The 22,402-nt window shown below is 62.2% G+C and carries 19 protein-coding genes; 6 read left to right on the top strand and 13 right to left on the bottom strand.

Annotated elements, in window-relative coordinates:
- Window positions 1-12 precede the first annotated feature (12 nt).
- Genes ACR0CU_RS02620 through ACR0CU_RS02605 form a run of 4 tightly spaced genes read right to left on the bottom strand, consistent with a single transcriptional unit; the run spans window position 13 to window position 5,407 of the window.
- Window positions 13-1,176 carry a M20 aminoacylase family protein gene (locus tag ACR0CU_RS02620; RefSeq protein WP_170445000.1) on the bottom strand — a complete coding sequence of 388 codons (1,164 nt, stop codon included), beginning with the start codon at window positions 1,174-1,176 and terminating at the stop codon, window positions 13-15.
- Window positions 1,177-1,192: 16 nt separating this feature from the next.
- Entirely contained in the window at window positions 1,193-2,359 is a 1,167-nt protein-coding gene (locus tag ACR0CU_RS02615; RefSeq protein ID WP_170444997.1) for a M20 aminoacylase family protein, read from the bottom strand.
- A 55-nt stretch (window positions 2,360-2,414) separates the two neighbouring features.
- The gene (gene argE / locus ACR0CU_RS02610; protein WP_170444994.1) at window positions 2,415-3,581 is read right to left on the bottom strand and encodes an acetylornithine deacetylase; all 1,167 of its coding nucleotides are present in this window, start codon (window positions 3,579-3,581) and stop codon (window positions 2,415-2,417) included.
- 5 nt (window positions 3,582-3,586) lie between these two features.
- The gene (locus tag ACR0CU_RS02605; RefSeq protein WP_170357320.1) at window positions 3,587-5,407 is read right to left on the bottom strand and encodes an ABC transporter ATP-binding protein; all 1,821 of its coding nucleotides are present in this window, start codon (window positions 5,405-5,407) and stop codon (window positions 3,587-3,589) included.
- A gap of 282 nt (window positions 5,408-5,689) precedes the next feature.
- On the opposite strand from ACR0CU_RS02605, the gene ACR0CU_RS02600 reads away from it, so the two are divergent.
- The 3 genes from ACR0CU_RS02600 to ACR0CU_RS02590 all read left to right on the top strand — a co-directional run bounded on the left by ACR0CU_RS02600 (window position 5,690) and on the right by ACR0CU_RS02590 (window position 9,471).
- Window positions 5,690-7,396: a peptide ABC transporter substrate-binding protein gene (locus ACR0CU_RS02600; protein ID WP_170444989.1), complete on the top strand. Its 1,707-nt coding sequence runs from the start codon at window positions 5,690-5,692 to the stop codon at window positions 7,394-7,396.
- Between the two features lie 94 nt (window positions 7,397-7,490).
- The gene (locus ACR0CU_RS02595) at window positions 7,491-8,498 is read left to right on the top strand and encodes an ABC transporter permease (RefSeq protein WP_170340961.1); all 1,008 of its coding nucleotides are present in this window, start codon (window positions 7,491-7,493) and stop codon (window positions 8,496-8,498) included.
- Complete coding sequence (locus ACR0CU_RS02590) at window positions 8,491-9,471, top strand: ABC transporter permease (RefSeq protein ID WP_093964881.1); 981 nt, start codon at window positions 8,491-8,493, stop codon at window positions 9,469-9,471. Before ACR0CU_RS02595 ends, ACR0CU_RS02590 begins: the two co-directional genes overlap by 8 nt.
- A 7-nt stretch (window positions 9,472-9,478) precedes the next feature.
- Here ACR0CU_RS02590 and ACR0CU_RS02585 read toward each other — a convergent pair whose 3' ends face one another.
- The 6 genes from ACR0CU_RS02585 to ACR0CU_RS02560 form a co-directional block, all read right to left on the bottom strand.
- Window positions 9,479-10,615, bottom strand: a complete 1,137-nt coding sequence (locus tag ACR0CU_RS02585; protein ID WP_170444986.1) for an MFS transporter — start codon at window positions 10,613-10,615, stop codon at window positions 9,479-9,481.
- A 69-nt stretch (window positions 10,616-10,684) separates the two neighbouring features.
- Complete coding sequence (locus tag ACR0CU_RS02580; protein ID WP_170444982.1) at window positions 10,685-11,962, bottom strand: DUF3422 family protein; 1,278 nt, start codon at window positions 11,960-11,962, stop codon at window positions 10,685-10,687.
- Between the two features lie 106 nt (window positions 11,963-12,068).
- Entirely contained in the window at window positions 12,069-12,425 is a 357-nt protein-coding gene (locus tag ACR0CU_RS02575) for a VOC family protein (RefSeq protein WP_170444980.1), read from the bottom strand.
- 98 nt (window positions 12,426-12,523) lie between these two features.
- Window positions 12,524-13,978, bottom strand: a complete 1,455-nt coding sequence (locus ACR0CU_RS02570; protein ID WP_093964877.1) for an NAD(P)(+) transhydrogenase (Re/Si-specific) subunit beta — start codon at window positions 13,976-13,978, stop codon at window positions 12,524-12,526.
- A 13-nt stretch (window positions 13,979-13,991) separates the two neighbouring features.
- Window positions 13,992-15,563 (bottom strand): Re/Si-specific NAD(P)(+) transhydrogenase subunit alpha, encoded by a 1,572-nt coding sequence (locus ACR0CU_RS02565; RefSeq protein WP_170340345.1) that lies wholly within the window; start codon window positions 15,561-15,563, stop codon window positions 13,992-13,994.
- A gap of 130 nt (window positions 15,564-15,693) precedes the next feature.
- Window positions 15,694-16,143, bottom strand: coding sequence for a methyltransferase family protein (locus tag ACR0CU_RS02560; protein ID WP_093964875.1), 450 nt, complete (start codon window positions 16,141-16,143; stop codon window positions 15,694-15,696).
- 198 nt (window positions 16,144-16,341) lie between these two features.
- Between ACR0CU_RS02560 and kynU the strand changes: the two genes are divergently transcribed.
- The gene (kynU, locus tag ACR0CU_RS02555; RefSeq protein ID WP_170444975.1) at window positions 16,342-17,535 is read left to right on the top strand and encodes a kynureninase; all 1,194 of its coding nucleotides are present in this window, start codon (window positions 16,342-16,344) and stop codon (window positions 17,533-17,535) included.
- On the opposite strand, the gene ACR0CU_RS02550 is transcribed toward kynU, so the two are convergent.
- On the bottom strand, window positions 17,528-18,106 hold the full coding sequence (locus ACR0CU_RS02550) for a TetR/AcrR family transcriptional regulator (RefSeq protein WP_170444972.1): 579 nt from the start codon (window positions 18,104-18,106) through the stop codon (window positions 17,528-17,530). The genes kynU and ACR0CU_RS02550 overlap by 8 nt on opposite strands.
- Window positions 18,107-18,205: 99 nt before the next feature.
- Here ACR0CU_RS02550 and ACR0CU_RS02545 point away from each other — a divergent pair, with 99 nt between their 5' ends.
- Both ACR0CU_RS02545 and ACR0CU_RS02540 read left to right on the top strand, forming a co-directional pair.
- Window positions 18,206-18,670 carry a (2Fe-2S)-binding protein gene (locus ACR0CU_RS02545; RefSeq protein WP_170357311.1) on the top strand — a complete coding sequence of 155 codons (465 nt, stop codon included), beginning with the start codon at window positions 18,206-18,208 and terminating at the stop codon, window positions 18,668-18,670.
- 3 nt (window positions 18,671-18,673) lie between these two features.
- Window positions 18,674-20,914 carry a xanthine dehydrogenase family protein molybdopterin-binding subunit gene (locus ACR0CU_RS02540; protein WP_170444969.1) on the top strand — a complete coding sequence of 747 codons (2,241 nt, stop codon included), beginning with the start codon at window positions 18,674-18,676 and terminating at the stop codon, window positions 20,912-20,914.
- 64 nt (window positions 20,915-20,978) lie between these two features.
- Here ACR0CU_RS02540 and ACR0CU_RS02535 read toward each other — a convergent pair whose 3' ends face one another.
- The gene (locus ACR0CU_RS02535) at window positions 20,979-21,758 is read right to left on the bottom strand and encodes a gamma-glutamyl-gamma-aminobutyrate hydrolase family protein (protein WP_170340336.1); all 780 of its coding nucleotides are present in this window, start codon (window positions 21,756-21,758) and stop codon (window positions 20,979-20,981) included.
- A 188-nt stretch (window positions 21,759-21,946) separates the two neighbouring features.
- Window positions 21,947-22,372 (bottom strand): GlcG/HbpS family heme-binding protein, encoded by a 426-nt coding sequence (locus ACR0CU_RS02530; RefSeq protein ID WP_170340334.1) that lies wholly within the window; start codon window positions 22,370-22,372, stop codon window positions 21,947-21,949.
- Between the last annotated feature and the right edge of the window lie 30 nt (window positions 22,373-22,402).

Below are 22,402 nucleotides of genomic sequence, written 5' to 3'. Positions count from 1 at the left end.
CCTAAAAAAATCTCAGGCCACCGGCATCCGGCGTTCGACCATCTCTGCAAACCACGAGCATCCGATCGGAATGATCTCGTCATTGAAATCGTATTCGGGATGGTGAAGCCCGGCGCTGTCGCCATTTCCCAAGACTATGAAGGCGCCGGGACGTTCCTGCAACATGAACGAGAAGTCTTCGCCCCCCATCACCATCGGTGCTTCGGCACAGCTGCCACCGACGGCAATTGCCGCGGATTCTGCATATCCGGTCTGCTCTTCCGCGTTGATCGTGACCGGAACGCCGCGCGAGTAGGTCACCGTGGCGGTGCCACCCATGGTCGCCGCGACACCTTGCACAACTTCATTCAGTCGCAGTTCGATCAGGTCGCGCATCTCGTTCGAATGGGTGCGCACGGTGCCGCGCAGCCGAGCCGATTGCGGGATCACGTTGAACGCATTCGACGAGGTCTCGACCGCCGTGACCGACAGAACGGCCTGCAAGATCGGGTCGGCGTTGCGCGAAACGATGGTCTGCAGGGCCACGATCAGTTGCGACAGCATGACCGTAGTATCCACGGTTTCCTGCGGCTTGGCGGCATGACCGCCGCGGCCTTCAAGATGGATGTCAAACTCGTCCGCCGCCGCCAGCAGAGGCCCGGAGCGAATGGCAAACTGCCCGGTCGGCAGGCCCGGCACGTTGTGCATCGCATAGACTTCCTGGATGCCGAAGCGGTCCATCAAACCGTCCTGGCACATGGCTTCAGCACCGTTGCCGCCTTCTTCGGCCGGTTGAAAGATCACGATCGCGGTCCCATCGAAGTTTCGGGTCTCGGCCAGATATTTGGCGGAGCCCAGAACCATCGCAGTGTGACCGTCATGGCCACAGGCATGCATGGCGCCCGCAGTCTTGGAGGCATATTCCGCTCCCGTCTGCTCCTGCATTGGCAGCGCATCCATATCGGCCCGCAGACCAATCACCCGGCCTTGGGTGTCGGTCCTGCCCTTGATCACGCCGACTACCCCGGTCCGGCCAATTCCGGTCACGACATCGTCGCAACCGAACTCTTTCAGTTTTTCCGCAACCAATGCGCTGGTCCGATGGGTATCGTAGAGAATTTCGGGGTGTTGATGTATGTCGCGCCGCCAACCGGTGATTTCGGGGTGCATTTCGGCAAAACGGTTCTTGATCGGCATGACTGTCTTTCCTGTTTCAGGCGATGGGCATTCGTCGTTCGACGAGCTCGGCGAACCAGCTGCATCCGGCCGGAATGGCCTGGTCGTCGAAATTGTATTCGGGATGGTGGCACATGGCCGTGTCGCCGTTCCCCAAGAAGATGTAGGCTCCGGGCCGTTCTTCAAGCATGTAGGCGAAGTCTTCGGACGGCATGATCGGATCCGTTGCGTCATTGACCTTGCCTGCCACCGCCTCGGCGGCTTCGGCGGCGAAGGCCGTTTCCGCCTCGGAATTCACCGTCACCGGGTAGCCGGGCGTCCAGGTCACGCGGGCTTTGGCGCCAAAAGCCGAGGCTGTGTCTTCGGCGATCCGGCGCACGCGCTCCTCGGCGATGCCACGGTATTCCGGGTCCAGTGTGCGAACCGTGCCCTGCAGCCGGACCGTGTGCGCAATCACGTTCGAGGCGACGCTGTCAGTTTCAAACGTCCCCACCGTCAGCACCACCCGTCGGATTGGATCAACGGTGCGGGATACAACCGATTGCAGCGCAACCACGATATGCGATGCCACCAAGGTTGTGTCGATGGCTTCATGCGGTGCGGCGGCGTGGCCACCTTTGCCGGTCACGACAATCTCGAACTCGTCCGACGACGCCAGAAGCGCGCCGGGCCGGATTGCGAACTTTCCGACAGGCAGGCCGGGCATGTTGTGCAAGCCGTAGACTTCCTGAATGCCCCAGCGATTCATAAGCCCATCGCGGCACATGGCCAGACCGCCGGCCCCGCCTTCTTCGGCCGGTTGAAAGATCAGAACCACCGTTCCGTCGAAATTGCGCGTCTCGGCAAGGTATTGCGCAGCGCCGAGCAAGATCGACGTGTGCCCGTCATGCCCGCAGGCATGCATCTTGCCCGGCACGGTCGAGGCATAGTCCAGTCCGGTCGCCTCGTTGATCGGCAAGGCATCCATGTCGGCCCGCAACCCGATCACCCGCCCCAGCGTGTCCGTCCGCCCTCGGATCACGGCCACGACACCGGTTTTACCTATACCCGGCGTGATTTCATCGACACCGAACGCCTTGAGTCGGTCGACAACGAAGCCGGCGGTTTCATGCACGTCGTACATCAACTCGGGATGCGCATGCAGGTGCCGCCGCCACTTGGTGATCTCGGCGTGCATTTCGGCAAGTCTGTTTTTGACCGGCATGTTCAACTCTCCGAGCTTCTGACTGAAATCCTGAGTTTCCAGTGCCTCTTTTGGGTCACACCGCCAGTTTGTAGACCAGACGCTGCATGAAGTCATGGCCGGCGTTGAACTGAGCGATCGTGATGTATTCGTTCGGCTGGTGCGCCTGGGCGATATCTCCGGGCCCACAGATCACGGCTGAGTAACCGGCTTCCTGAAACTGACCGGCTTCGGTGCCATAGCTGACGACATGGGTAGCGTTGTCGCCCGTAAGGGCACGCACCAGTGTCTCGGCTTCGCCATCGGTTTCCGGGACCAAAGCCGGAACGGCAAAGCTGGCCTTCACCTCGATATGGGCGTCCGGATGCACTTGCTGCATCTTCCTTTCCGCCACTCTTACCTGTTCCAGATAGGCTTCTTTCCAAGCTGATGCCTGCTCGCCGGGGACGACCCGGAAATCCATCATGAAACGGCAATCCTTGGCCGTTATGTTGTGCGCAGTGCCGCCCTTGATCATGCCCACGTGACAGGTTGTCCAAGGAGGATCAAAGACTGCCGCGATATCGCTGGGGTCCGCCGCCATGTTGATGTCGTTCTGCGCATTTGCCCAGTCGATCAGCGGCGCGGCATACATTATCGCATTGACACCGGTATGCATGATCGAACTGTGCACCTCGTATCCAACCACGTGGGTATCAAAGCCGAAGCCGCCCTTGTGGCCGGTGACGGCCTGCATCATCGACGGCTCGCCCACCACCACGGCCGAGCCCTTGGGCAGAACCTCCTGCATGGCGACGATCATGGGCGGCGCACCGGTGCAGCCGACCTCCTCGTCAAAACTCAGCGCCAATTGCAGCGGGCGCTTGACGTCGGCGTATTGCGCCTCGACCAGCGCCCAGATGGCGAGGGCGTCAAAGCCCTTCATGTCACAGGTACCACGTCCGAAATACTTGCCGTCCCGTTCGGTCACGACAAACGGGTCGCTGTCCCAGGGTTGTCCGTCCACCGGCACCACATCCGTGTGACCGGAAAGCACGACCGCGCCTTCCTCCCAGGGGCCGACATGGGCAAACAGGGCCGCCTTGTGCGGCTGGTCCGGATCCGGCCATCGGTTGGCGCGGATACCGTGGCCGTTCAGGTAGTCTTCGACCCAGTCGATCAGCGGCAGGTTGCTGTCGCGGCTGACGGTGGGAAACGAGATCAGCTTGGTCATGATCTCAAGCGGAGTCAGGCGCTGTGGCATATGGGTCAGTAACCGCTGTCGGTCGTCAGAATGAAGTGACCCGGCTCGACCTCGCGGTATTCCGAAGGCGCAGGCTCATAGCCGATTGGGTGAATTGGAGACGGGATCGGTTTGAAATTCAGATCTTTTTCCGACTTGCGCTGATTGGGATCGGCGATCGGAACCGCCTTCATCAATGCCTGCGTATAGGGGTGCTGCGGGTTCTCAAAAACACGCGCCCGTGGGCCCAGTTCGACGATCCGGCCCAGATACATCACACCCACGTGGTGGCTGACCCGCTCAACCACGGCCATGTCGTGGCTGATAAACAGATAGCTCAGGCCAAGTTCGGACTGCAATTCCATCATCAGGTTCAGAACCTGCGCCTGAACAGAAACGTCCAGCGCGGAAACGGCTTCGTCCGCAATGATCAGTTTCGGGTTCAGGGCCAGCGCCCGGGCAATCGCAATTCGCTGCCGCTGCCCACCCGACATTTCGTGCGGGAACCGGCGCATGAAGCTGCGTGGCAGGTGCACCTTGTCGAACAGCTGTGCGACCCGGTCCTGCAGTTCCGACCCCGATGCCACGCCATAGTTGCGCATCGGCTCGGCCACCTGATCAACCAACTGCATCTGCGGGTTCAGCGATGCGAATGGGTCCTGAAAGATCATCTGCATGTCCAGGCGGGCCTTGCGCAGGCCCTTCTGGTCCAGCTTCATGATGTCCATGCCATCAAGACTGATTTCACCCGCCATGGGCTCGATCAACCGCAGGATCGAGCGTCCGGCCGAAGATTTTCCACAACCCGACTCGCCGACGAGGCTCAGCGTCTGCCCTTTGTTCAGGGTGAACGAGACGTCTTCGACCGCGTGCACATTCGAAATGGTGCGGCGCAGGATCCCGCCTTTTACCGGGAACCGCGTGGTCAGGTTCCGGACTGACAGCAATACATCCTCGGTTCCGGGAATCGGGGCGATCTTCTGACCTTCGACACCCAGCAACTTCATCGGCTCGGGGGCGGATTTTCCGCGCATCTCACCCAGCTTGGGCACCGCGGCCAGCAGAGCCTTGGTGTAGTCATGCTGGGGATTCTCGAAAATCTCGGTGACGGTGCCCTCTTCGACCTTGTTGCCGCGGTACATGACGACGACCCTGTCGGCCATCTGGGCGACCACGGCCATGTCATGGGTGATGAACATGACCGCCGTGCCGGTTTCACGCTTCAGCCGGTCCATCAAGGCGAGGATCTCGGCCTGGATCGTCACGTCCAGAGCCGTGGTGGGTTCATCGGCGATCAGCAGGCGCGGCTCGCAGGCCATGGCCATTGCGATCACAACCCGCTGGCGCATCCCGCCCGACAATTCGTGCGGATACTGCTTGAGTCGCCGCTCGGGCTCGGGGATGCGGACCTGTTTCAGCAGTTCCAAGGCGCGTGCTTCGGCCTGGGACTTGGACATATCCTTGTGAATCCGCAGCCCTTCGGTCAGCTGTCGCCCGACCGTGAAAACGGGGTTCAGCGCCGTCATCGGCTCCTGAAAGATCATCCCGATTTCATTGCCACGAATCTGCTTCATGAGGTCCTGATCGGCCTTGGCCAGATCCAGCTCGGTCCCGTCGTTACGGTCGAAAATCAACTGTCCGCCGGCGATTTCACCCCCGCCGAATTCAACAAGGCGCATCAATGACAACGAAGATACGGACTTGCCCGATCCCGATTCGCCCACGATGCAGACGGTTTCGCCCGGACGGACCTCGAACGAGACATCCTCGACCCCGACGACGGGCCCATCCTTGGTTTGGAATTCGACCCGAAGTTCCCTGATCTGGGCGATAGGCTGATCCAGCACGCGAGCGCTCCCCTTGGCTGCATGAGTGTTTTGATTGCCGAACGCTAAGGCGGGCTGACAGGAAAAGTCAAACGCATTGCCAGTTTCGCTGCGGCAAGGCTTGCAATTTCTGCAAACTCTGTTTCGATACCCCGCGTAACCGTGCCGAGAAATTGGGCGTAGTGCGCAGACATTTGCGCAATTGTCTTTTGTTTCAGTGGCTTGAGCCCGGCACGGCAACGCCAAATCCGCAGGCCTTGCGGAGAAAATCGAGACACGAATGTGTCCAACAAGGAGTGTATGATGAAAATCAAAACCCTTTTGCTTGGTGCGATTGCAAGCACGGCGATGGCCCCGATGGCCATGGCCGAGCGCGGATCGGACGGCAACGTCAGCATCATCTATTGGCAAGCACCCTCGATCCTGAACCCGTTCCTGTCGGGCGGCACCAAAGACGTCGAAGCGGCCTCGCTGGTGATCGAACCCCTGGCCCGCTACGACCAGGACGGCAACATGGTGCCGTATCTGGCAGCCGAAATCCCGACCGTCGAAAACGGCGGCGTGAGCGAGGACCTCACCTCGATCACGTGGAAGATCGCTCCGGGGATCACCTGGTCGGATGGCACGCCGTTCACCTCGGCCGACGTGAAATTCACCGCCGATTACTGCATGGACCCCGAAGGTGGCTGTGCGCAGGTGACCAAGTTCGAAGGCGTCACCAGCGTCGAAGCTGTGGATGATCTGACCGTCAAGGTCACTTTCGACAAGCCGACCCCGTTCCCCTACGGTCCGTTCGTCGGCGGCGAAAGCCCGATCATTCAGGCCGCTCAGTTCGCGGACTGCATGGGCGCGAAAGCTCCGGAATGCACCGAGCAGAACTTCAACCCGATCGGCACTGGCCCGTTTGTCGTCACCGAGTTCAAGCCGAACGACGTGATCACCTTCAAGGCCAACGACAACTATCGTGACCCGGCGAAACCGGCCTTCGCAACCGTGACCTTCAAGGGCGGCGGCGATGCGACCGCGGCCGGTCGCGCCGTGATGGAAACCGGCGAGTTCGACTATGCCTGGAACCTGCAGCTGGCGCCCGAAGTGATCGCGCAGATGCAGGAAGGCGGCAAAGGCACTCCGGTGGCAGGCTTCGGCCCGCTGGTCGAGCGCATCATGCTGAACCAGACCAACCCGTCGCCCGAACTGCCGGAAGGCGAGCGTTCGACGGCCAAGCACCCGCACCCGTTCCTGAAGGATCCGGCGGTGTACAAGGCTATGTCGATGGCAATCGACCGCCCGCTGCTTGTTGAGATCGGCTATGGCCAGGCGGGTAAAGTGACCTGCAACTGGGTGCCGGCTCCGGCTGCGTTCAACTCGACCTCGATGACCTGCGACACGCAGGATATCGAAGGCGCCAAGAAACTGCTGGATGATGCCGGCATCGTCGACACCGACGGCGACGGCGTCCGCGAGAAGGATGGCGTTCCGCTGAAGGTCGTCTATCAGACTTCGACCAACGCCGTCCGTCAGGACTTCCAGGCGCTGATCAAGGAATGGTGGAGCCAGATCGGCATTGAAACCGAACTGCGCAACATCAACGCTTCGGTCTTCTTCGGTGGTGACCCGGGCTCGCCCGACACGTTCCAGAAGTTCTATGCCGACGTCGAGATGTACGCCAACACCTTCAACGGCACCGACCCGCAAAGCTATCTGGGCAACGGCCTGTGCGACAAGGCACCGCGTCCCGAGACCCAGTGGCAGGGTGAGAACATCAGCCGCTTCTGCAACGAAGAGTTCGACAAGCTGCACGCCCAACTGGCGCAGACCGCCGGTCTGGAGCAGCGCGCCGAAATCGCGAAGCAGCTGAACGACATCATGGTTCAGAACGGCGGCATGATCCCGCTGGTCCACCGTGGTCGTCTGTCGGCCCACGCAAACACTCTGGGCGGTGTCGTCCTGAACGTGTGGGACAGCGAACTGTGGAACATCGCTGACTGGTACCGCAAGACCGGTTCCTAAGCGCTAGCCTTGCACAGCCGCGTCCCGATCTGTATCGGGGCGCGGTCTTTCGCAAGTTCCACCAACAAGAAGACGCATATAAAGGCGCCTCTTAATGCTCAACTTCACCATTCGACGACTGATCCTGGCCGTTCCGACGCTCTTGTTCATCAGCCTCGTCATCTTCCTGCTGCTCGAGCTCGCCCCCGGCGATCCGATGGCACAGGTTCCGCTTACCGTTCCGCCCGAAGTCAAAGAGAAGATGCGCGAGGCGCTTGGCCTCGGCCAGCCGATGCATGTCCGGTTCTGGAAATGGATCGTGCAGTTCTTCTGGATCGAACCGCAGGTTTTGGTCGACCACATCTTTGGTACCACCTTTTCCGAAGGTGACCTGCGTGTGATTTCGTGGCAGACCCGCTCGCCCGTCATGGATATCGTCGTTCAGCGTATCCCGCAGACCCTGTGGGTTGTCGGCACCGCCTATGTGGTCGCCATCCTGATCGCCCTGCCCATCGGTATCTATTCGGCCTATCGCCAGTATTCCTGGTTCGACCAGATGGGCACCTTCGTGTCGATGGTCGGCTTCTCGGTTCCGCCGTTCTTCTCGGGGGTGCTGGTGATCGTGATCTTCTCGGTCCAGTTGGGCTGGTTCCCGTCGATCTATGACACGACGCATGTGGTCAATGACTGGGACAGCTTCGTCATTCAGCTGAAACAGATGATCATGCCCGTGATGGTGCTGGCGCTGCAGATCACCGCGCAGCTCAGCCGGTTCATGCGCGCCTCGATGCTGGACAACCTCAACCAGGATTACGTCCGTACCGCCCGCGCCAAGGGTCTGAGCGAATACACCGTCGTCATGGTACATGTCCTGCGCAACTCGATGATCCCGGTGGTTACCGTGATCGCTCTGGGTATTCCGGCGATCTTTGGTGGCGCGATCATCACCGAGCAGGTGTTCAAGGTGAACGGCATCGGCCAGCTGCTGATCGGCGCCATTCAGGCCAATGACTTGCCGATGGTGCAGACGCTGACCTTCATCTTTGCCGTGCTGATCGTCCTGTTCAACCTGATCGCGGACGTTCTTTACGGCATTCTGGACCCGAGGATCCGCTATGACTGATCACAATCAATCAGACACGCTGGTCCCTGATGAGGGCCTTGCGCCGGCCTCGACGGCCTTGCCGACTGCCGATGTAATGGAAGAACTGACCACCCCGCCCCGCAGCCAGTGGCGCGACGTGTGGGACCAGTTTAAGACCCACAAGGGCGCCATGATCGGCGCGATGCTGTTCATCTTCATCGTCGCGGCCGTTTACCTTGGCCCGTTCCTGTGGACCATCGACCCGACCCAGATCGACATCCGTGCCCGAAACCAGGGGCCCAGCTGGGCCCATCCGTTCGGCACCGATCAGCTGGGCCGGGACATCATGGCGCGAATGATGTCGGGGGGGCAGACCTCGGTATCGGTCGGCATCACTGCGATGCTGCTGGCGCTGTTTTTGGGGTCGTTCATCGGCGTGGTTGCCGGGTTCTTCAAACGGCTGGACGGGCCGCTGATGCGCCTGACCGACCTGTTCCTGGCCCTGCCGCTGCTGCCGCTGCTGCTGGTGATGATGCTGCTGTTCCGCGAGCCTCTGTCCGCTGCATTCGGGCTCGAGCGTGGGATCTTCATCCTGATCGTCTGCGCCATCGGCATCACCTCGTGGATGCCCACGGCGCGGATCGTGCGCGGTGACGTTTTGGCGATCAAGGAACGCGAGTTCGTTCTGGCCGCCCGCTCGATCGGCACCAGCAACACGCAGATCATCACACGGCACATCCTGCCCAACGTGCTGTCGCCGATCATGGTGTCGGCCACGCTGGGCATCGCCACGGCGATCATCACCGAAAGCGCGCTGTCCTTCCTGGGGCTGGGCTTCCCGCCTGACTTCCCCACCTGGGGCCGGCTACTGTTCGATGGCGTCGACTATCTGCAGCAATACCCCGAGCGTGTGTTCTGGCCCGGCCTGGCGATCTCGCTGACCGTTCTCAGCGTGAACTACCTGGGCGACGGCCTGCGCGATGCGCTCGATCCGCGTATCCGCGGACGCTGATCCAAAGTCAGTCGGCGCGCCTGAGCGCGCCGGCCAACACCACGATCACCACCGCCAGCGGCAGCAGGACGGCAAACGCCAGCCGCAGTGACAGGATCCCCGCCAGAAGCCCGATAAGCGGCGGACCGATCAGCAGACCTCCGTACCCCAAAGTGGCGACACTGGCGATGGCCTGCCCCGGTGGGACATGCGGGTCATTCGCCGCCCGGCTGAAGGCCAGCGGCATGATCACCGCATAGCCCACGCCCATCATCGCGAATCCAGCCAGCGCCCCGATCGCGCCGCCGGCCGATACCACCAGGAATACGCCCACGGCCGCGCAGGCTCCGCTGACCCGGGCCACGGGCACTGGGCCGAATCGGGCGATCACGAGGCCGCCTAGCAGCCGCACGGTAACCATGGACACCGAAAAGACGGCATAGCCCAAGGCCGCAACGCTTTCAGCCACACCCGTGACATCCCGCAGAAAGATGGCGCTCCAGTCAGCTACTGCCCCCTCGCCCAACGCGCCGCACATCGCGGTCAGCCCGACCAGAACCAGAACGCCGCTGGGCAAGGCAAAGATCGCGTTGGCGTCAGACTGCACCCGCCGCGACGTCCATCGGACCCAGGACAGGGCAAGCGCCAGCGCGACGGTTGCCCCGCCGGCCAGCAGGAAATGCGGCAACACGTCAAGCTGCAGCTGAACCGCGCCATAGCCGCTGAGCGCACCCAACCCGGCGCCGAGGCTCCACATCGCGTGAAACGAGGACATCACCGGTTTGGCATAGGTCTGCTCGACCTCGGCGGCCCAGGCGTTCATGGCCACATCCATTGAGCCGTGGAAGGCCCCGAAGATGAACAGGAACGCAGCCAGCATGGCGAAGCTGTCGGCGGCCGCAAGAAGGATCAGTGAGGCTGTGTACAGAACCGCGATCACCCGCGTCACGGTCACCGCGCCAAACCTGTCGGTCAGGCGTCCGGTGACTGGAAAGGAACACACCGCCCCGGCCGCCATGAACAACAGGCCATAACCAAGCTCCTCGTGGCTCAGCCCCAGACGGTCACGGACGGCCGGAATGCGCGAGGCCCAGATGCCGAACAGGGCGCCGTTCAGGATGAACATGGCGGCCACGGCCCGCCAGGCTGAAACCAATCCGATCATGAAATCTGCCCCGCCTGCGAAAGATCTGCCTAGCAGCAATACAGGCAGCGCGTCGGTTGGCAAGCCGCGCTATTCCAGCTTGCGGCGGATGCGGCGCACGGCCAGCCAGACAAGCGCCACTACAGGCAGCGTCACGCCTGCGGTCAGCATCCCCTTGCTGATCCCCGCATTGGTCAACGGGTACAGCAGGTAGCTGACCAGAGACACCGCATAATAGCTGATGGCGACCACCGACAGACCTTCGACCGTGTGCTGCAGGCGCAAGGCCAGATCCGCCCGGCGGTCCATGCTCTCCAACAATGCCTGGTTCTGCGCGCTGCGTTCGACATCGACGCGCGTTCGCAGCAGGTCACCGGCCCGAATGGCCCGATCCGAAAGCGCCTGCAGCCGCCGTTCGGTTGCCTTGACCGTGCGCATGGCCGGGTCGTAGCGGCGCATCATGAAATCGGCGAATGTCTGACGCCCGTGAAAGCGATCCTCGCGCAGCGCCTCGATCCTCTGGTGCACGATGGCCTCATAGGCCCCCGTCGCGGCAAAGCGAAAGGCCGAACGCGCCGACAGCGTCTCGAGCTCGGTCGAGGTGGCCAGCAATTGCGGCAGCAGATCGTCGGGATGGGTCGTATCCTTGGTCATCTCGCCCATCAACTGGGTCAGTTGCCGGTCCAACTCGCCGATCTGGGGCATCAGGGCCTTAACCCGGGCAAAGCCCAACATGGACATTGCCTTGTAAGTCTCGATCTCGCACAAGCGCTGGATGATCCGGCCGGTGCGCCTGCGCCCGGTGCCCTCGGACACGAACAGGGCAAACCGCATGTGGCCTGCCGGGTCGATGCGAAAATCGCTGGCGCAAATCGCCGAGTCGTCCAGCACCCGCGACACCGCCAGGCTTTCCGGTTCGAACCAATCCGCCAGCGCGGCTTGCGTGGCCCCGTCATCCGGGCGCGGCACCACCCGCAGCATGATCGAGGTCACGCGCTGGCCCGGACTGGCCATCAGCCAGTCAGGGGGGAACACCTCGAAATCGGCGGGGTTGAACGCGCGCTCGCTGACATTCTGAGTGATGGCCGTATAGGTCACGAATTCCGTGTGGTGCTCCCACTTCAACCAGTGCCGCCCGATCTGGCCGGCATAGTGGGTGGCATCGGGCTGCGGATGCTGCGCCCCGTGGCGGTCCAACAGGTCGATCAGGTGAGCCATATCTTTGGCTCGGTCGCGCGCCACCGCGGCGACCGGTTTTTTGATCGCAAGGAATACAACCGTGCACGGCGCCTGCGCCACGGGGAACGGCCGCGCGTGCAATTCATTGGCCAGCGCATAGCGCAGCGGATGATCCTGGATTGGCGTCATGAGCGGCTCCTTGTGTTCCGGGCACTATACGACACCGAAGCATTTCATCAATTATCTTTTTATTTCATATACTTACATGGATACCGCGGTATACAAGCCGGCTATCTCATTGATTTGGCTGCCAGAGCTCGATCGGATTGCCCTCGGGGTCGTGCAGGCGGGAGAATTTTCCGATCTCGCTGTTCCATTCGTCACGGGTCTCCACCTCGATTCCAGCCGCACGCAGCTGGTCGACCATGGCCGCCAGATCGTCGACGCGGAAATTGATCATCCATTGCTGAGCCGCATCGCCGAAATAGTCCGTATCTGCGGCGAAAGGGGCAAACACGGTGTAGCCTTCGCGCTGCTTCCACGGGACCGGGTCATAGTGATTGACGCCCAGATGGGTCTCGTACCATTGCGACAGAGCCTTCGGGTCTCGGGCGCGGAAGAACACGCCGCCGATGCCGTTTACCTTATGCATGGAACACCTCCTGCCGATTGGGGTTGATACGGCATCATACCCTGAAACGGAAAAAGGCGCCCGCGAAGGGCGCCTTTTCCAAGGATATGAGCCACAGATCAGTCGATCATTGGCAGCAGCTTGTCCAGCGACTGCTTGGCGTCGCCATAGAACATGCGGGTGTTTTCCTTGTAGAACAGCGGGTTTTCGATGCCCGAATACCCGGTGCCCTGCCCGCGTTTCGAGACGATCACCTGCTTGGCCTTCCAGCATTCCAGAACCGGCATCCCGGCAATGGGGCTGTTCGGGTCTTCCTGTGCGGCCGGGTTCACGATGTCGTTCGAGCCAATGACGATCGCCACATCCGTTTCCGGGAAATCGTCGTTGATCTCGTCCATCTCCAGCACGATGTCATAGGGCACTTTGGCCTCGGCCAGCAGCACGTTCATGTGGCCCGGAAGACGGCCCGCGACGGGGTGGATGGCAAAGCGCACATTCTTGCCCTTCGCGCGCAGCTTGCGGACCAGTTCGCTGACCGATTGCTGCGCCTGCGCCACCGCCATTCCGTAGCCGGGGATGATGATGACGCTGTCGGCATCGTTCAACGCTGCTGCAACACCGTCGGCGTCGATCGCCACCTGTTCGCCTTCGACCTCCATCTGGGGCCCCGAAGTGCCGCCAAAGCCGCCTAGGATCACGCTGACAAAGTGACGGTTCATCGCCTTGCACATGATGTAGGACAGGATCGCACCCGACGAGCCAACCAGCGCGCCGACCACGATCAGCAGGTCGTTGCCAAGGCTGAAGCCGATCGCGGCCGCCGCCCAGCCCGAGTAGCTGTTCAGCATCGACACCACCACCGGCATGTCGGCGCCGCCGATGCCCATGATCAGGTGATAGCCGATGAACAGCGCCGCCAGCGTCATCAGGAACAGCGGGAAGAAGCCACCCGAAGCGGTGTACCAGATCAGACAGATCAGCGAGAGGCCAGCCGCCGCCGCGTTCAGCGCATGCCCGCCCGGCAGCTTGGTGGCCGCCGAGGTGACCTTGCCGGCCAGCTTTCCATAGGCCACGACCGAACCGGTAAAGGTAATCGCACCGATGAAGATGCCCAGGAACAGCTCGACATGCAGAATGGCCAGCTCGGCCGGAGTTTTCTTGGCGATCAGTTTCGCGAAGGCGCCCAGATCCGACAGGTCGGCATCCTTGGCCGCGTCAACGATCGCAAAGACTTCGGCGACATTCTTGATCTCGAAATGGGCGTTGTACCCGACGAAAACCGCCGCCAGACCCACCAGCGAATGCATGGCGGCCACAAGCTGCGGCATCTCGGTCATCTGGACGCGCTGCGCCACGTATTGACCGATCAGACCACCGCCGATGATCAGCAGCAGCGACAGCAGCCACAGGCCCGACCCGGGACCGACCAGCGTGGCAAAAACAGCCAGTGCCATGCCGACGATGCCGTACCAGACCGCGCGCTTGGCGCTTTCCTGGTTCGACAGGCCGCCGAGCGAAAGGATGAACAGAACAGCCGCAACGACATAGGCGGCAGTGGTGAAGCCAAATTCCATGTGCCCGGCCTCCTTAAGATTTCTGGAACATGGCGAGCATGCGCCGGGTTACGAGGAAACCGCCGAAGATGTTGATCCCGGCCATGAAGATCGACAGCGCCGCCAGCAGAATGACGAGGAAAGACCCCGACCCGATCTGCATCAACGCGCCCACGATGATGATCGAGGAAATCGCGTTGGTGATCGCCATCAACGGTGTGTGCAGGCTGTGGCTGACGTTCCAGATCACCTGGAAGCCCACGAAAACGGCCAGCACGAAGACGATGAAATGCTGCATGAAGCTGGCAGGAGCCACCAGCCCCACCAGCAACATCAGCGCTCCGCCCACGCCCAGCAGGGTGACCTGCTGCTTGGTCTGCGCCTTGAAGGCCGCAATCTCTTGCGCGCGCTTTTCTTCGGGCGTCAGTTCCTTGACCTCGGCCTTGGGTTTGGCCGCGATGGCCTGCACCTTGGGCGGTGGCGGCGGGAAAGTGATCTCACCTTCGTAGGTGACGGTCGCGCCACGGATCACGTCATCTTCCATGTTGTGATTGATCTGACCGTCCTTGTCGGGCGTCAGGTCAGTCATCATGTGACGGATGTTGGTCGCATAAAGCGACGAGGACTGCGCCGCCATCCGGCTGGGGAAGTCGGTATAGCCGATGATGGTCACGCCATTGTCGGTCACAACCTTTTCATCCGGCACGGTGCCTTCGACATTGCCTCCACGCTCGGCCGCAAGGTCCACAATGACCGAGCCGGGCTTCATCGCCTTGACCATATCCTCAAGCCACAGCTTGGGGGCCGGGCGGTTGGGGATCAGGGCCGTAGTGATGACGATGTCCATCTCGGGCGCAAGCTCGCGGAACTTGGCCAGCTGCGCATTGCGGAACTCCTCGGACTGAACCGAAGCATACCCACCGGTGGCCGACCCATCCTGCTGTTCCTCTTCAAAGTCCAGATAGACGAATTCGGCGCCCATCGACTCGACCTGTTCAGCGACCTCGGGGCGCACATCGAACGCATAGGTGATCGCGCCAAGCGACGTCGACGTCCCGATGGCGGCCAGACCTGCCACGCCGGCACCAACGATCAGAACCTTGGCCGGCGGCACCTTGCCCGCGGCCGTCACCTGGCCGGTGAAGAAACGGCCAAAGTTGTTGCCCGCCTCGATCACCGCACGGTACCCGGCGATGTTGGCCATCGAAGACAAAGCGTCCATCTTCTGCGCGCGGCTGATGCGGGGCACCATCTCCATCGCGATGACATTGGCGCCCTTGGCTTTCGCCAATTCCATCCCTTCTTCGTTCCCGGCCGGGTTGAAGAACGAGATCAGCGTCTTGCCCTTGGTCAGACGCTTCATTTCGGTCTCGGTGGGCACGCGCACCTTGGCGATGATGTCCGACGATTTCCACAAAGAGGCGGCTGTCTTGACGATTTCGACCCCGACGGCCTCGTAAGCCTCGTCAGAGAAACCGGCGGCAGCACCAGCCCCCTTCTCGATGGCGCATTCGTAGCCCAATTTCTGCAGCTGCACGGCTGACTCCGGAGTCATCGCGACCCGGTTCTCGCCTTTCAGTATTTCCTTTGGCGTGCCTATTTTCACCGGCAAGTCCCCCTAATTTTCACTCTGACCGAGCGGGTGGTCGGTATTGTTTGTTAAGCAAAGGTCTATCCTGCGCAACATTATTTCGCAAGCGCAGCATTCATTACGTTGTGTCACGGGTCGGCGCATTTCAGATCCACCGACGGGTTTTGCGTTCATAACGCGCGAAATCCGCACGGAAGGTGCGGCGCAGGCGGTCCTCTTCGGGCAGGATGAACCGCCGTTCCAATACCCAGACGAAGACCGGAACCAAAACCAGCGACAGCACGGCATCAAAGCGCAGGATCAACCCGGCAAGGATCAGGACATCGCCCAGATAGATCGGATTGCGGCTGCGTTTGTAGATGCCCGACTGCACCATTGCGGTGGGAGTTTCATGCGGAATGACCGTCGTACGGTGACGGCGGAATTCTACGATGGCCAGAACCGCCAGCAGGATACCCCCACCAATCAGCAACCCGCTTAGCAGGTCGGTCAACCCGCCTTCCAGCGACAGGCCGAGCGACAGATAACGGCCCTGCAACCAGGCCAACACCGCGAAGCCCAAAAGCCACAGTGGCGGTACGTCGATACGGCGCATGAGCATCCCTTTTGAACGACGACATGTACCGACACATGTCGCTTCCGGGCCAAGTCCTACCGCTTTCAGACCCCGATGGCAAAGCATCTTGGCCTTGCGGCCGAATATTGTGCACCCGGGCCACAAACAGGCGGGCGTGGACAGCCCGGCACCGATCCGATACCCCGGTTCGGACACAAGAAAACACCGGGATTTATCATGACCGACTTCGCCGCCACCAAAGCCATGTTCCACCTGCCGGAAGGAGTGCTGTATCTGGACGGCAACTCGCTGGGCCCTCTGCCCAAGACGGCGGCCGCAAAGGTGCAGAAGATGCTGACCGAGGAATGGGGCGAGATGCTGATCACCGGGTGGAACAAAGCCGGATGGATGGGCATGCCGACCGACCTGGGCGATCGGATCGGCCGCCTGATCGGCGCCGCGCCCGGCACGGTCGTGGTCGGCGACACGCTGTCGATCAAGGTCTTTCAGGCGGTTGCCTCGGCGTTGGAGCTGAACCCGGGGCGCAAGGTGGTCCTGTCGGACAATGGCAACTTCCCTTCCGATCTCTACATGGCTGACGGGCTGCTGCGCTCGCTGGGCGAGGAGTACGAGCTTCGGGTCGTGGACCCCGAGACCGTGGCCGAGCACATTACCGATGAAGTCGCCGTGCTGATGCTGACCGAAGTCGACTATCGCACCGGCCGCAGGCACGACATGAAGGCGCTGACCGAGCTGGCCCATGCGCGCGGCGTCATCACGGTGTGGGATCTGGCCCACTCAGCCGGGGCCATCCCGGTGGACCTGGCCGGCTGCAACGCCGATTTCGCGGTCGGGTGCACCTATAAATACCTCAACGGTGGTCCGGGCGCCCCGGCCTTCATCTATGTCGCGCCGAAATGGGCGGACACCGCGCGCCCGGCCCTGTCGGGCTGGCTGGGACACGAGGCGCCGTTTGCCTTCGATCTGGACTATCGCCCCGGCGCAGGCATCGAGCGCATGCGCGTCGGCACGCCACCGGTGATCCAGATGACCGCGCTGGCCGCGGCGATGGATATCTGGGACATGGCCGACATGGATGATGTGCGCGCCAAGTCCATCGCCCTGACCGAACAGTTCATCCAGCAGGTCGAGGCCACCTGCCACGATCTGGAACTGGCCAGCCCCCGCGACCCCGCGATGCGTGGCAGCCAGGTCTCGTTCCGGTTTGCCGACGGGTACGCGGCGATGCAGGCCCTGATCGCCCGCGGTGTGATCGGGGATTTCCGCGCGCCCGACATCATGCGGTTCGGCTTCACGCCGCTGTATATCGACGAAGGCGACGTGACGCGCGCCGTCGAAATCCTGACCGACATCATGCAGAACCGTTTGTGGGACAAGCCGGAATACAAGATCCGGCAGCGGGTTACCTGACCTCAAGCCCCGCGCCGATCAGTGCGGACAACTGGCTGATGCGCTGCTCGAACTCATCAGCGTTCGAGGCGGTCATCTTGATCCCCTTCAGTGCGGCGGTGATGGTCCGCGCGGTCTCGGCCGGACCGTCCGGCAGGCGCACGCGACCGGCCGCCAGTTCGCGCTTTAGCCATTCAGCGTAGAGATCCGCCAGCGCCGCCTCGCCCTCGGCCACGATGTCGGCAGCGGTGGACTTGCTGGTATCCAGCATCTCCAGCCCATGCGGCGAGGCCAGTATGGCCGCCATCCCGGCGATCTGCGCGTCAATCGCCCGCGCCAGGATCTCGGACACCGCTCCGTCGCCCTGCAGCGCATGTGCCACCGCCGCGATCTTTTCGGCGTAATGCGCCTGTGTCAGGCTGCGAACGATGGCCTCTTTGTTCTTGTAATGCAGATAGACCGCTGGACGGGACATGCCCGCGCCACGCGCTATGTCATCCATCGAGGTCTTGCGGAACCCATAGGCGGAAAAGGCCTGAAACGCCGAAGTCAGGATCGCCTTTGCCCGTGTATCATCCAGTTTTTCCGCCATGAATTGACCTCTGACAGTTTCGCGCGAAATTGTCAATTGACGCACTGACATTTTTCATCAATTATGTCAGAAACCAGCCACAGCCAAAAGAGGTACGCCATGGCGACCACGCTGACGATCAACGGAAAGCCACATCAGGTCGATCTGCCCGACGATGTCCCCCTTCTGTGGGTGCTGCGCGACGAGGTGGGCCTGACCGGAACCAAATTCGGCTGCGGTGTGGCCGCCTGCGGAGCCTGCACGGTGCAGATCGACGGCGAGGCCGTCCGCTCGTGCCAGGTTGCCCTGTCCGATGTCTGGGGCGAGGTCACCACGATCGAAGGGTTGGGGACGCCCGACAACTTGGCCACGATCCAGCAAGCCTGGGTCGACCATCAGGTCGCGCAATGCGGCTATTGCCAGTCGGGGCAGATCATGCAGGCCGCCGCGCTGCTGGCCGAAAACCCTGCCCCCTCTGACGAAGAAATCGACGAGGCGATGCAGGGCAACCTGTGCCGCTGCGGCACCTACCCCCGCATCCGCGCCGCGATCCACGACGCCGCCGCCAAGCTGAAGGAGGCCTGATCCATGGCCAGCATCGGAAAAATCCTGCGCCGCACCTTCCTGATCGGATCAGCCGCCATCGTCGGTGGCGTGGCTTTCGGCGTCTATTACGTCAACCGCCCCGCCAAGAACCCGCTGAAACCGGGCGACGGCGAAGCGGCCCTGAACCCCTTCATCCTGATCGACCAGAACGGCGTGACCCTGTTTGCGCCCCGCGCCGAGATGGGCCAGGGCGTGAAAACCACATGGGCTGCCCTGATTGCCGAGGAACTGGACGTGGATCTGGATCAGGTCACCGTTCTGCACGGACCCGCGGCGGCGGCTTATTACAACTCGGCCCTGATCGGCGAGAGCCTGCCCAACAAGGGCTATGACGTCTCGAACTTCCAGCACAATCTGGGCGAGGCCCTTGGCGTGATCGGCAAAGCGCTCAGCCTGCAGGTCACCGGCGGCTCGACCTCGATGAAGGACGGGTTCGAGCGAATGCGCGCGGCTGGTGCCTCCGCCCGCGAGACGCTGAAACAGGCCGCCGCCGACCGACTGGGGGTGGATCGGGCTCAGTTGAAGACCGCTTCGGGCCATGTCATCGCGCCTGATGACAGCAAGATCGCCTATACCGACCTGGCTGCAGACGTGGCTCAGATGGAACCGATTGAGGCAGAGCTGCGCGACCCGTCCGAGTGGCGTTATCTGGGCCGGACCCTGCCGCGTCTGGACATGGTGGAAAAGGCTACCGGCACCGCCCAGTTCGGCGTTGACGTGCGCCTGCCCGGCATGAAATTCGCCAGCGTCCGGATGAACCCCAAGCTGGGCGGCCAGATGAACGGCTTTGACGACAGCGCCGCCAAGGCAATGCCTGGTGTCGAAAAGGTTGTCGATCTGGGCAACGGTGTTGCGGTGATCGCCACCAACACCTGGCTTGCCAACCAGGCGGTCGAGGCCATCGACGTCGATTGGGGCGAGGCCCCCTATCCGCCCGAAACCGACGCCATCTTTGCCGAGATCGCCAAGGCCTTCGACGCGGATCCGAACTCGACCATGCGCGATGACGGCGATGTCAGCATCGTTCCCGAAGACGCGACCGTGATCGACGCTGAATACACTGTCCCCTACCTGGCCCACGCCACGATGGAACCGATGAACGCCACCGCGCTGTTCACCGGCGACGCCTTGGAACTGTGGTGCGGCAACCAGGCCCCCACGCTGATCCAGTTCCGCGTTGCCAACACGGCCAGTTTGGACACCGAAGCCGTCCAAATCCACACCACCTATCTGGGCGGCGGGTTTGGTCGCCGCGGAGAGCTGGATTTCGGCGACATCGCCACCAAAATGGCCATGGCGATGCCCGGCACTCCGGTCCAGACCACCTGGAGCCGCGAAGAAGATATGCGTCACGACTACTACCGCCCCGGTGCGATGGCGCGGATGCGCGGTGCGGTTCAGGATGGCAAAGCAGTGCTCATCGATGGTGCGGTCGCCGCGCAGTCCTGCACGCAGCAAGCCGTTGAGCGCTATACCGGAATGCCCGGCGCTGGCCCGGACAAGGTTCTGGTCGAAGGGTTCTTCAACCAGCCCTACGCGGTGCCCAACTATCGCATGAGCGGCCATATCGCCGACCTGAAGATCCCGGTGGGTTTCTGGCGCTCGGTCGGCAACAGCCACAACGGTTTCTTCCACGAGACCTTCATCGACGAGATGGCCCATGCCGCCGGACGCGACCCGCTGGAGTTTCGGCTGGAGCTGATGCGCGACGAACACGCGCCCTCGGCCGGGTGCCTTGAGGCGGTGCGCGACATGTCCGGCTGGACGGGCAAGACCCCCGATGGTGTGGGCCGCGGCGTGGCCCTAACTTACAGCTTCGGCACCCCTGTCGCGCAGGTGATCGAGGTGGTCGAAGAAGACGGCACCATCCGCATCAGCAAGGCTTGGATCGCCTGCGACATGGGGCTTGCGCTGGACTCCGAAAACGTCAAGGCGCAAATGTTCGGCGGCATGATGTATGGCCTGTCGGCGGCTTGTTACGGCGAGATCACCTTCGCCGATGGCGAGGTCGAACAGATGAACTTCCCCGACTATGACGCGCTGCGCATGCACACCGCGCCGCAGGTTGAGGTTCAAGTGCTGGAAACCAACCGCTTCATGGGGGGCGCGGGTGAACCCGGCACGCCGCCCTCGATGCCGGCGCTGGGCAACGCGCTGTTCGATCTGACCGGCCAGCGCGCCCGGACTCTGCCGCTCAACAAACAGTTCAACCTGCTGGTGTGAAACGAAAAAAGACCGGCGCGGTGATTGCCGCGCCGGTCTTTTGAAGAAATCCGAGAGCCGATTGTCAAGCCGATTGCCGCACCGGCGTCGGCATTGCACTTGCCGACCAAGCCCGCACCGCGTCGCCGAAAGCCTGAAACAGAGGCCGCGACACCGGGTCATTCGCGGCATCCCATTCCGGGTGCCATTGCACCGACAGGGTGAACCCGGGCGCATCCTGGATATAGATCGCCTCGGGCGTACCATCCGGCGCGTGGCCGTCGATCACCACGCCCTTGCCCACCGTCTTGATGCCCTGCCCGTGCAGCGTATTGGTCATCACCTCACTGGCACCGAACAGGCGGTGGAACACCCCGCCCTCGGTCAGCTTGACCACATGGCGCAGGGCGAATTTCTCTTCCAGCGTGCCATCGGGCGGCATGCGGTGGTTCATCCGGCCGGGCAGATCGCGGATTTCCGGGTACAGAGTGCCGCCCATGGCCACGTTGACCTCCTGGAAGCCCCGGCAGATGCCCAGAAAGGGCTGGCCGCGTTCCACGCAGGCCCGTACCAGCGGCAGGGTGATCGCATCGCGCGCCCGGTCGAATTCGCCATGTGCGTCAGTTGCCGACTCGCCGTATTCCTCGGGGTGAACGTTGGGGCGGCCACCGGTCAGCAAGAACCCGTCGCACACCTCAAGCAACTCGGTCACGTCGACATAGCGCGGATCGGCCGGGATCAGCAGCGGCAGACAGTTCGAGACATTCGCGACCGCGTCCGAATTCATCGTCCCCCCGGCATGGGTGGGGTACTGGTCGTTCATCAGATACGAATTGCCGATGATGCCAACGACGGGTCGGGACATTGTGCTACCTTGCTGTTTTACTTGAACTGGTCGGAAATTATCCGCCCCTTCAATAACGTGCAAGAAAACACGCCCTGCACCATGGCGCAAGGACGTGTTCAGATACGCACATATTGTTCCCGATTTCCGCAGAGCGCGGGACGAATTTCCCGAAACAGGCGGCCGCGGCGGGACGGCGCTTGTGCAGATCAGGTCTCGCCGGTCAGCCCGGCGGCCTCGATCCCGGCCATGGCGGCAGCGGCGTCGTTGTCCGAGGTGTCTCCGGTTACCCCGACGGCACCGATCACTGCGCCCTTGCGGTCGCGCAGCAGTACGCCGCCCGGAACCGGAACGACCTGCCCGCCATAAACCCCGTTCACCGCAGCCATGAAATAGGCCTGCGCCTCGGCCCGCTTCATCTGGGCGGTGCCTGCCATGCCCAGCATGACCGATCCATAGGCCTTGCCATGAGCAATCGCAAACCGGCCTGGGGCGGCACCGTCCTCGCGCTCGAACGCGATGACATGGCCACCGGCGTCCAGCACCACCACCGACAGGGGTTTCAGGTCCATCTCGCGCCCTTTCTCAAGGGTTTTGCGAATGATGGTGCGGGCCTTTCTGAGTGAAACCGACATGATTTTGTCCTCTGTCTGCGGTGGTCTGTC

The organism is Ruegeria sp. BC2 (assembly GCF_056539245.1).
Note: the sequence above shows the minus strand (reverse complement) of the source record. Positions and strands in the feature narration are given on the sequence as shown.

Coding starts and splice junctions, on each gene's coding strand:
- ACR0CU_RS02620 (WP_170445000.1), bottom strand. CDS start 1,176: ATGCCGATCAAGAACCGTTTTGCCGAAATGCACCCCGAAATCACCGGT.
- ACR0CU_RS02615 (WP_170444997.1), bottom strand. CDS start 2,359: ATGCCGGTCAAAAACAGACTTGCCGAAATGCACGCCGAGATCACCAAG.
- argE (WP_170444994.1), bottom strand. CDS start 3,581: ATGCCACAGCGCCTGACTCCGCTTGAGATCATGACCAAGCTGATCTCG.
- ACR0CU_RS02600 (WP_170444989.1), top strand. CDS start 5,690: ATGAAAATCAAAACCCTTTTGCTTGGTGCGATTGCAAGCACGGCGATG.
- ACR0CU_RS02595 (WP_170340961.1), top strand. CDS start 7,491: ATGCTCAACTTCACCATTCGACGACTGATCCTGGCCGTTCCGACGCTC.
- ACR0CU_RS02590 (WP_093964881.1), top strand. CDS start 8,491: ATGACTGATCACAATCAATCAGACACGCTGGTCCCTGATGAGGGCCTT.
- ACR0CU_RS02585 (WP_170444986.1), bottom strand. CDS start 10,615: ATGATCGGATTGGTTTCAGCCTGGCGGGCCGTGGCCGCCATGTTCATC.
- ACR0CU_RS02580 (WP_170444982.1), bottom strand. CDS start 11,962: ATGACGCCAATCCAGGATCATCCGCTGCGCTATGCGCTGGCCAATGAA.
- ACR0CU_RS02575 (WP_170444980.1), bottom strand. CDS start 12,425: ATGCATAAGGTAAACGGCATCGGCGGCGTGTTCTTCCGCGCCCGAGAC.
- ACR0CU_RS02570 (WP_093964877.1), bottom strand. CDS start 13,978: ATGGAATTTGGCTTCACCACTGCCGCCTATGTCGTTGCGGCTGTTCTG.
- ACR0CU_RS02560 (WP_093964875.1), bottom strand. CDS start 16,143: ATGCGCCGTATCGACGTACCGCCACTGTGGCTTTTGGGCTTCGCGGTG.
- kynU (WP_170444975.1), top strand. CDS start 16,342: ATGACCGACTTCGCCGCCACCAAAGCCATGTTCCACCTGCCGGAAGGA.
- ACR0CU_RS02550 (WP_170444972.1), bottom strand. CDS start 18,106: ATGGCGGAAAAACTGGATGATACACGGGCAAAGGCGATCCTGACTTCG.
- ACR0CU_RS02545 (WP_170357311.1), top strand. CDS start 18,206: ATGGCGACCACGCTGACGATCAACGGAAAGCCACATCAGGTCGATCTG.
- ACR0CU_RS02540 (WP_170444969.1), top strand. CDS start 18,674: ATGGCCAGCATCGGAAAAATCCTGCGCCGCACCTTCCTGATCGGATCA.
- ACR0CU_RS02535 (WP_170340336.1), bottom strand. CDS start 21,758: ATGTCCCGACCCGTCGTTGGCATCATCGGCAATTCGTATCTGATGAAC.
- ACR0CU_RS02530 (WP_170340334.1), bottom strand. CDS start 22,372: ATGTCGGTTTCACTCAGAAAGGCCCGCACCATCATTCGCAAAACCCTT.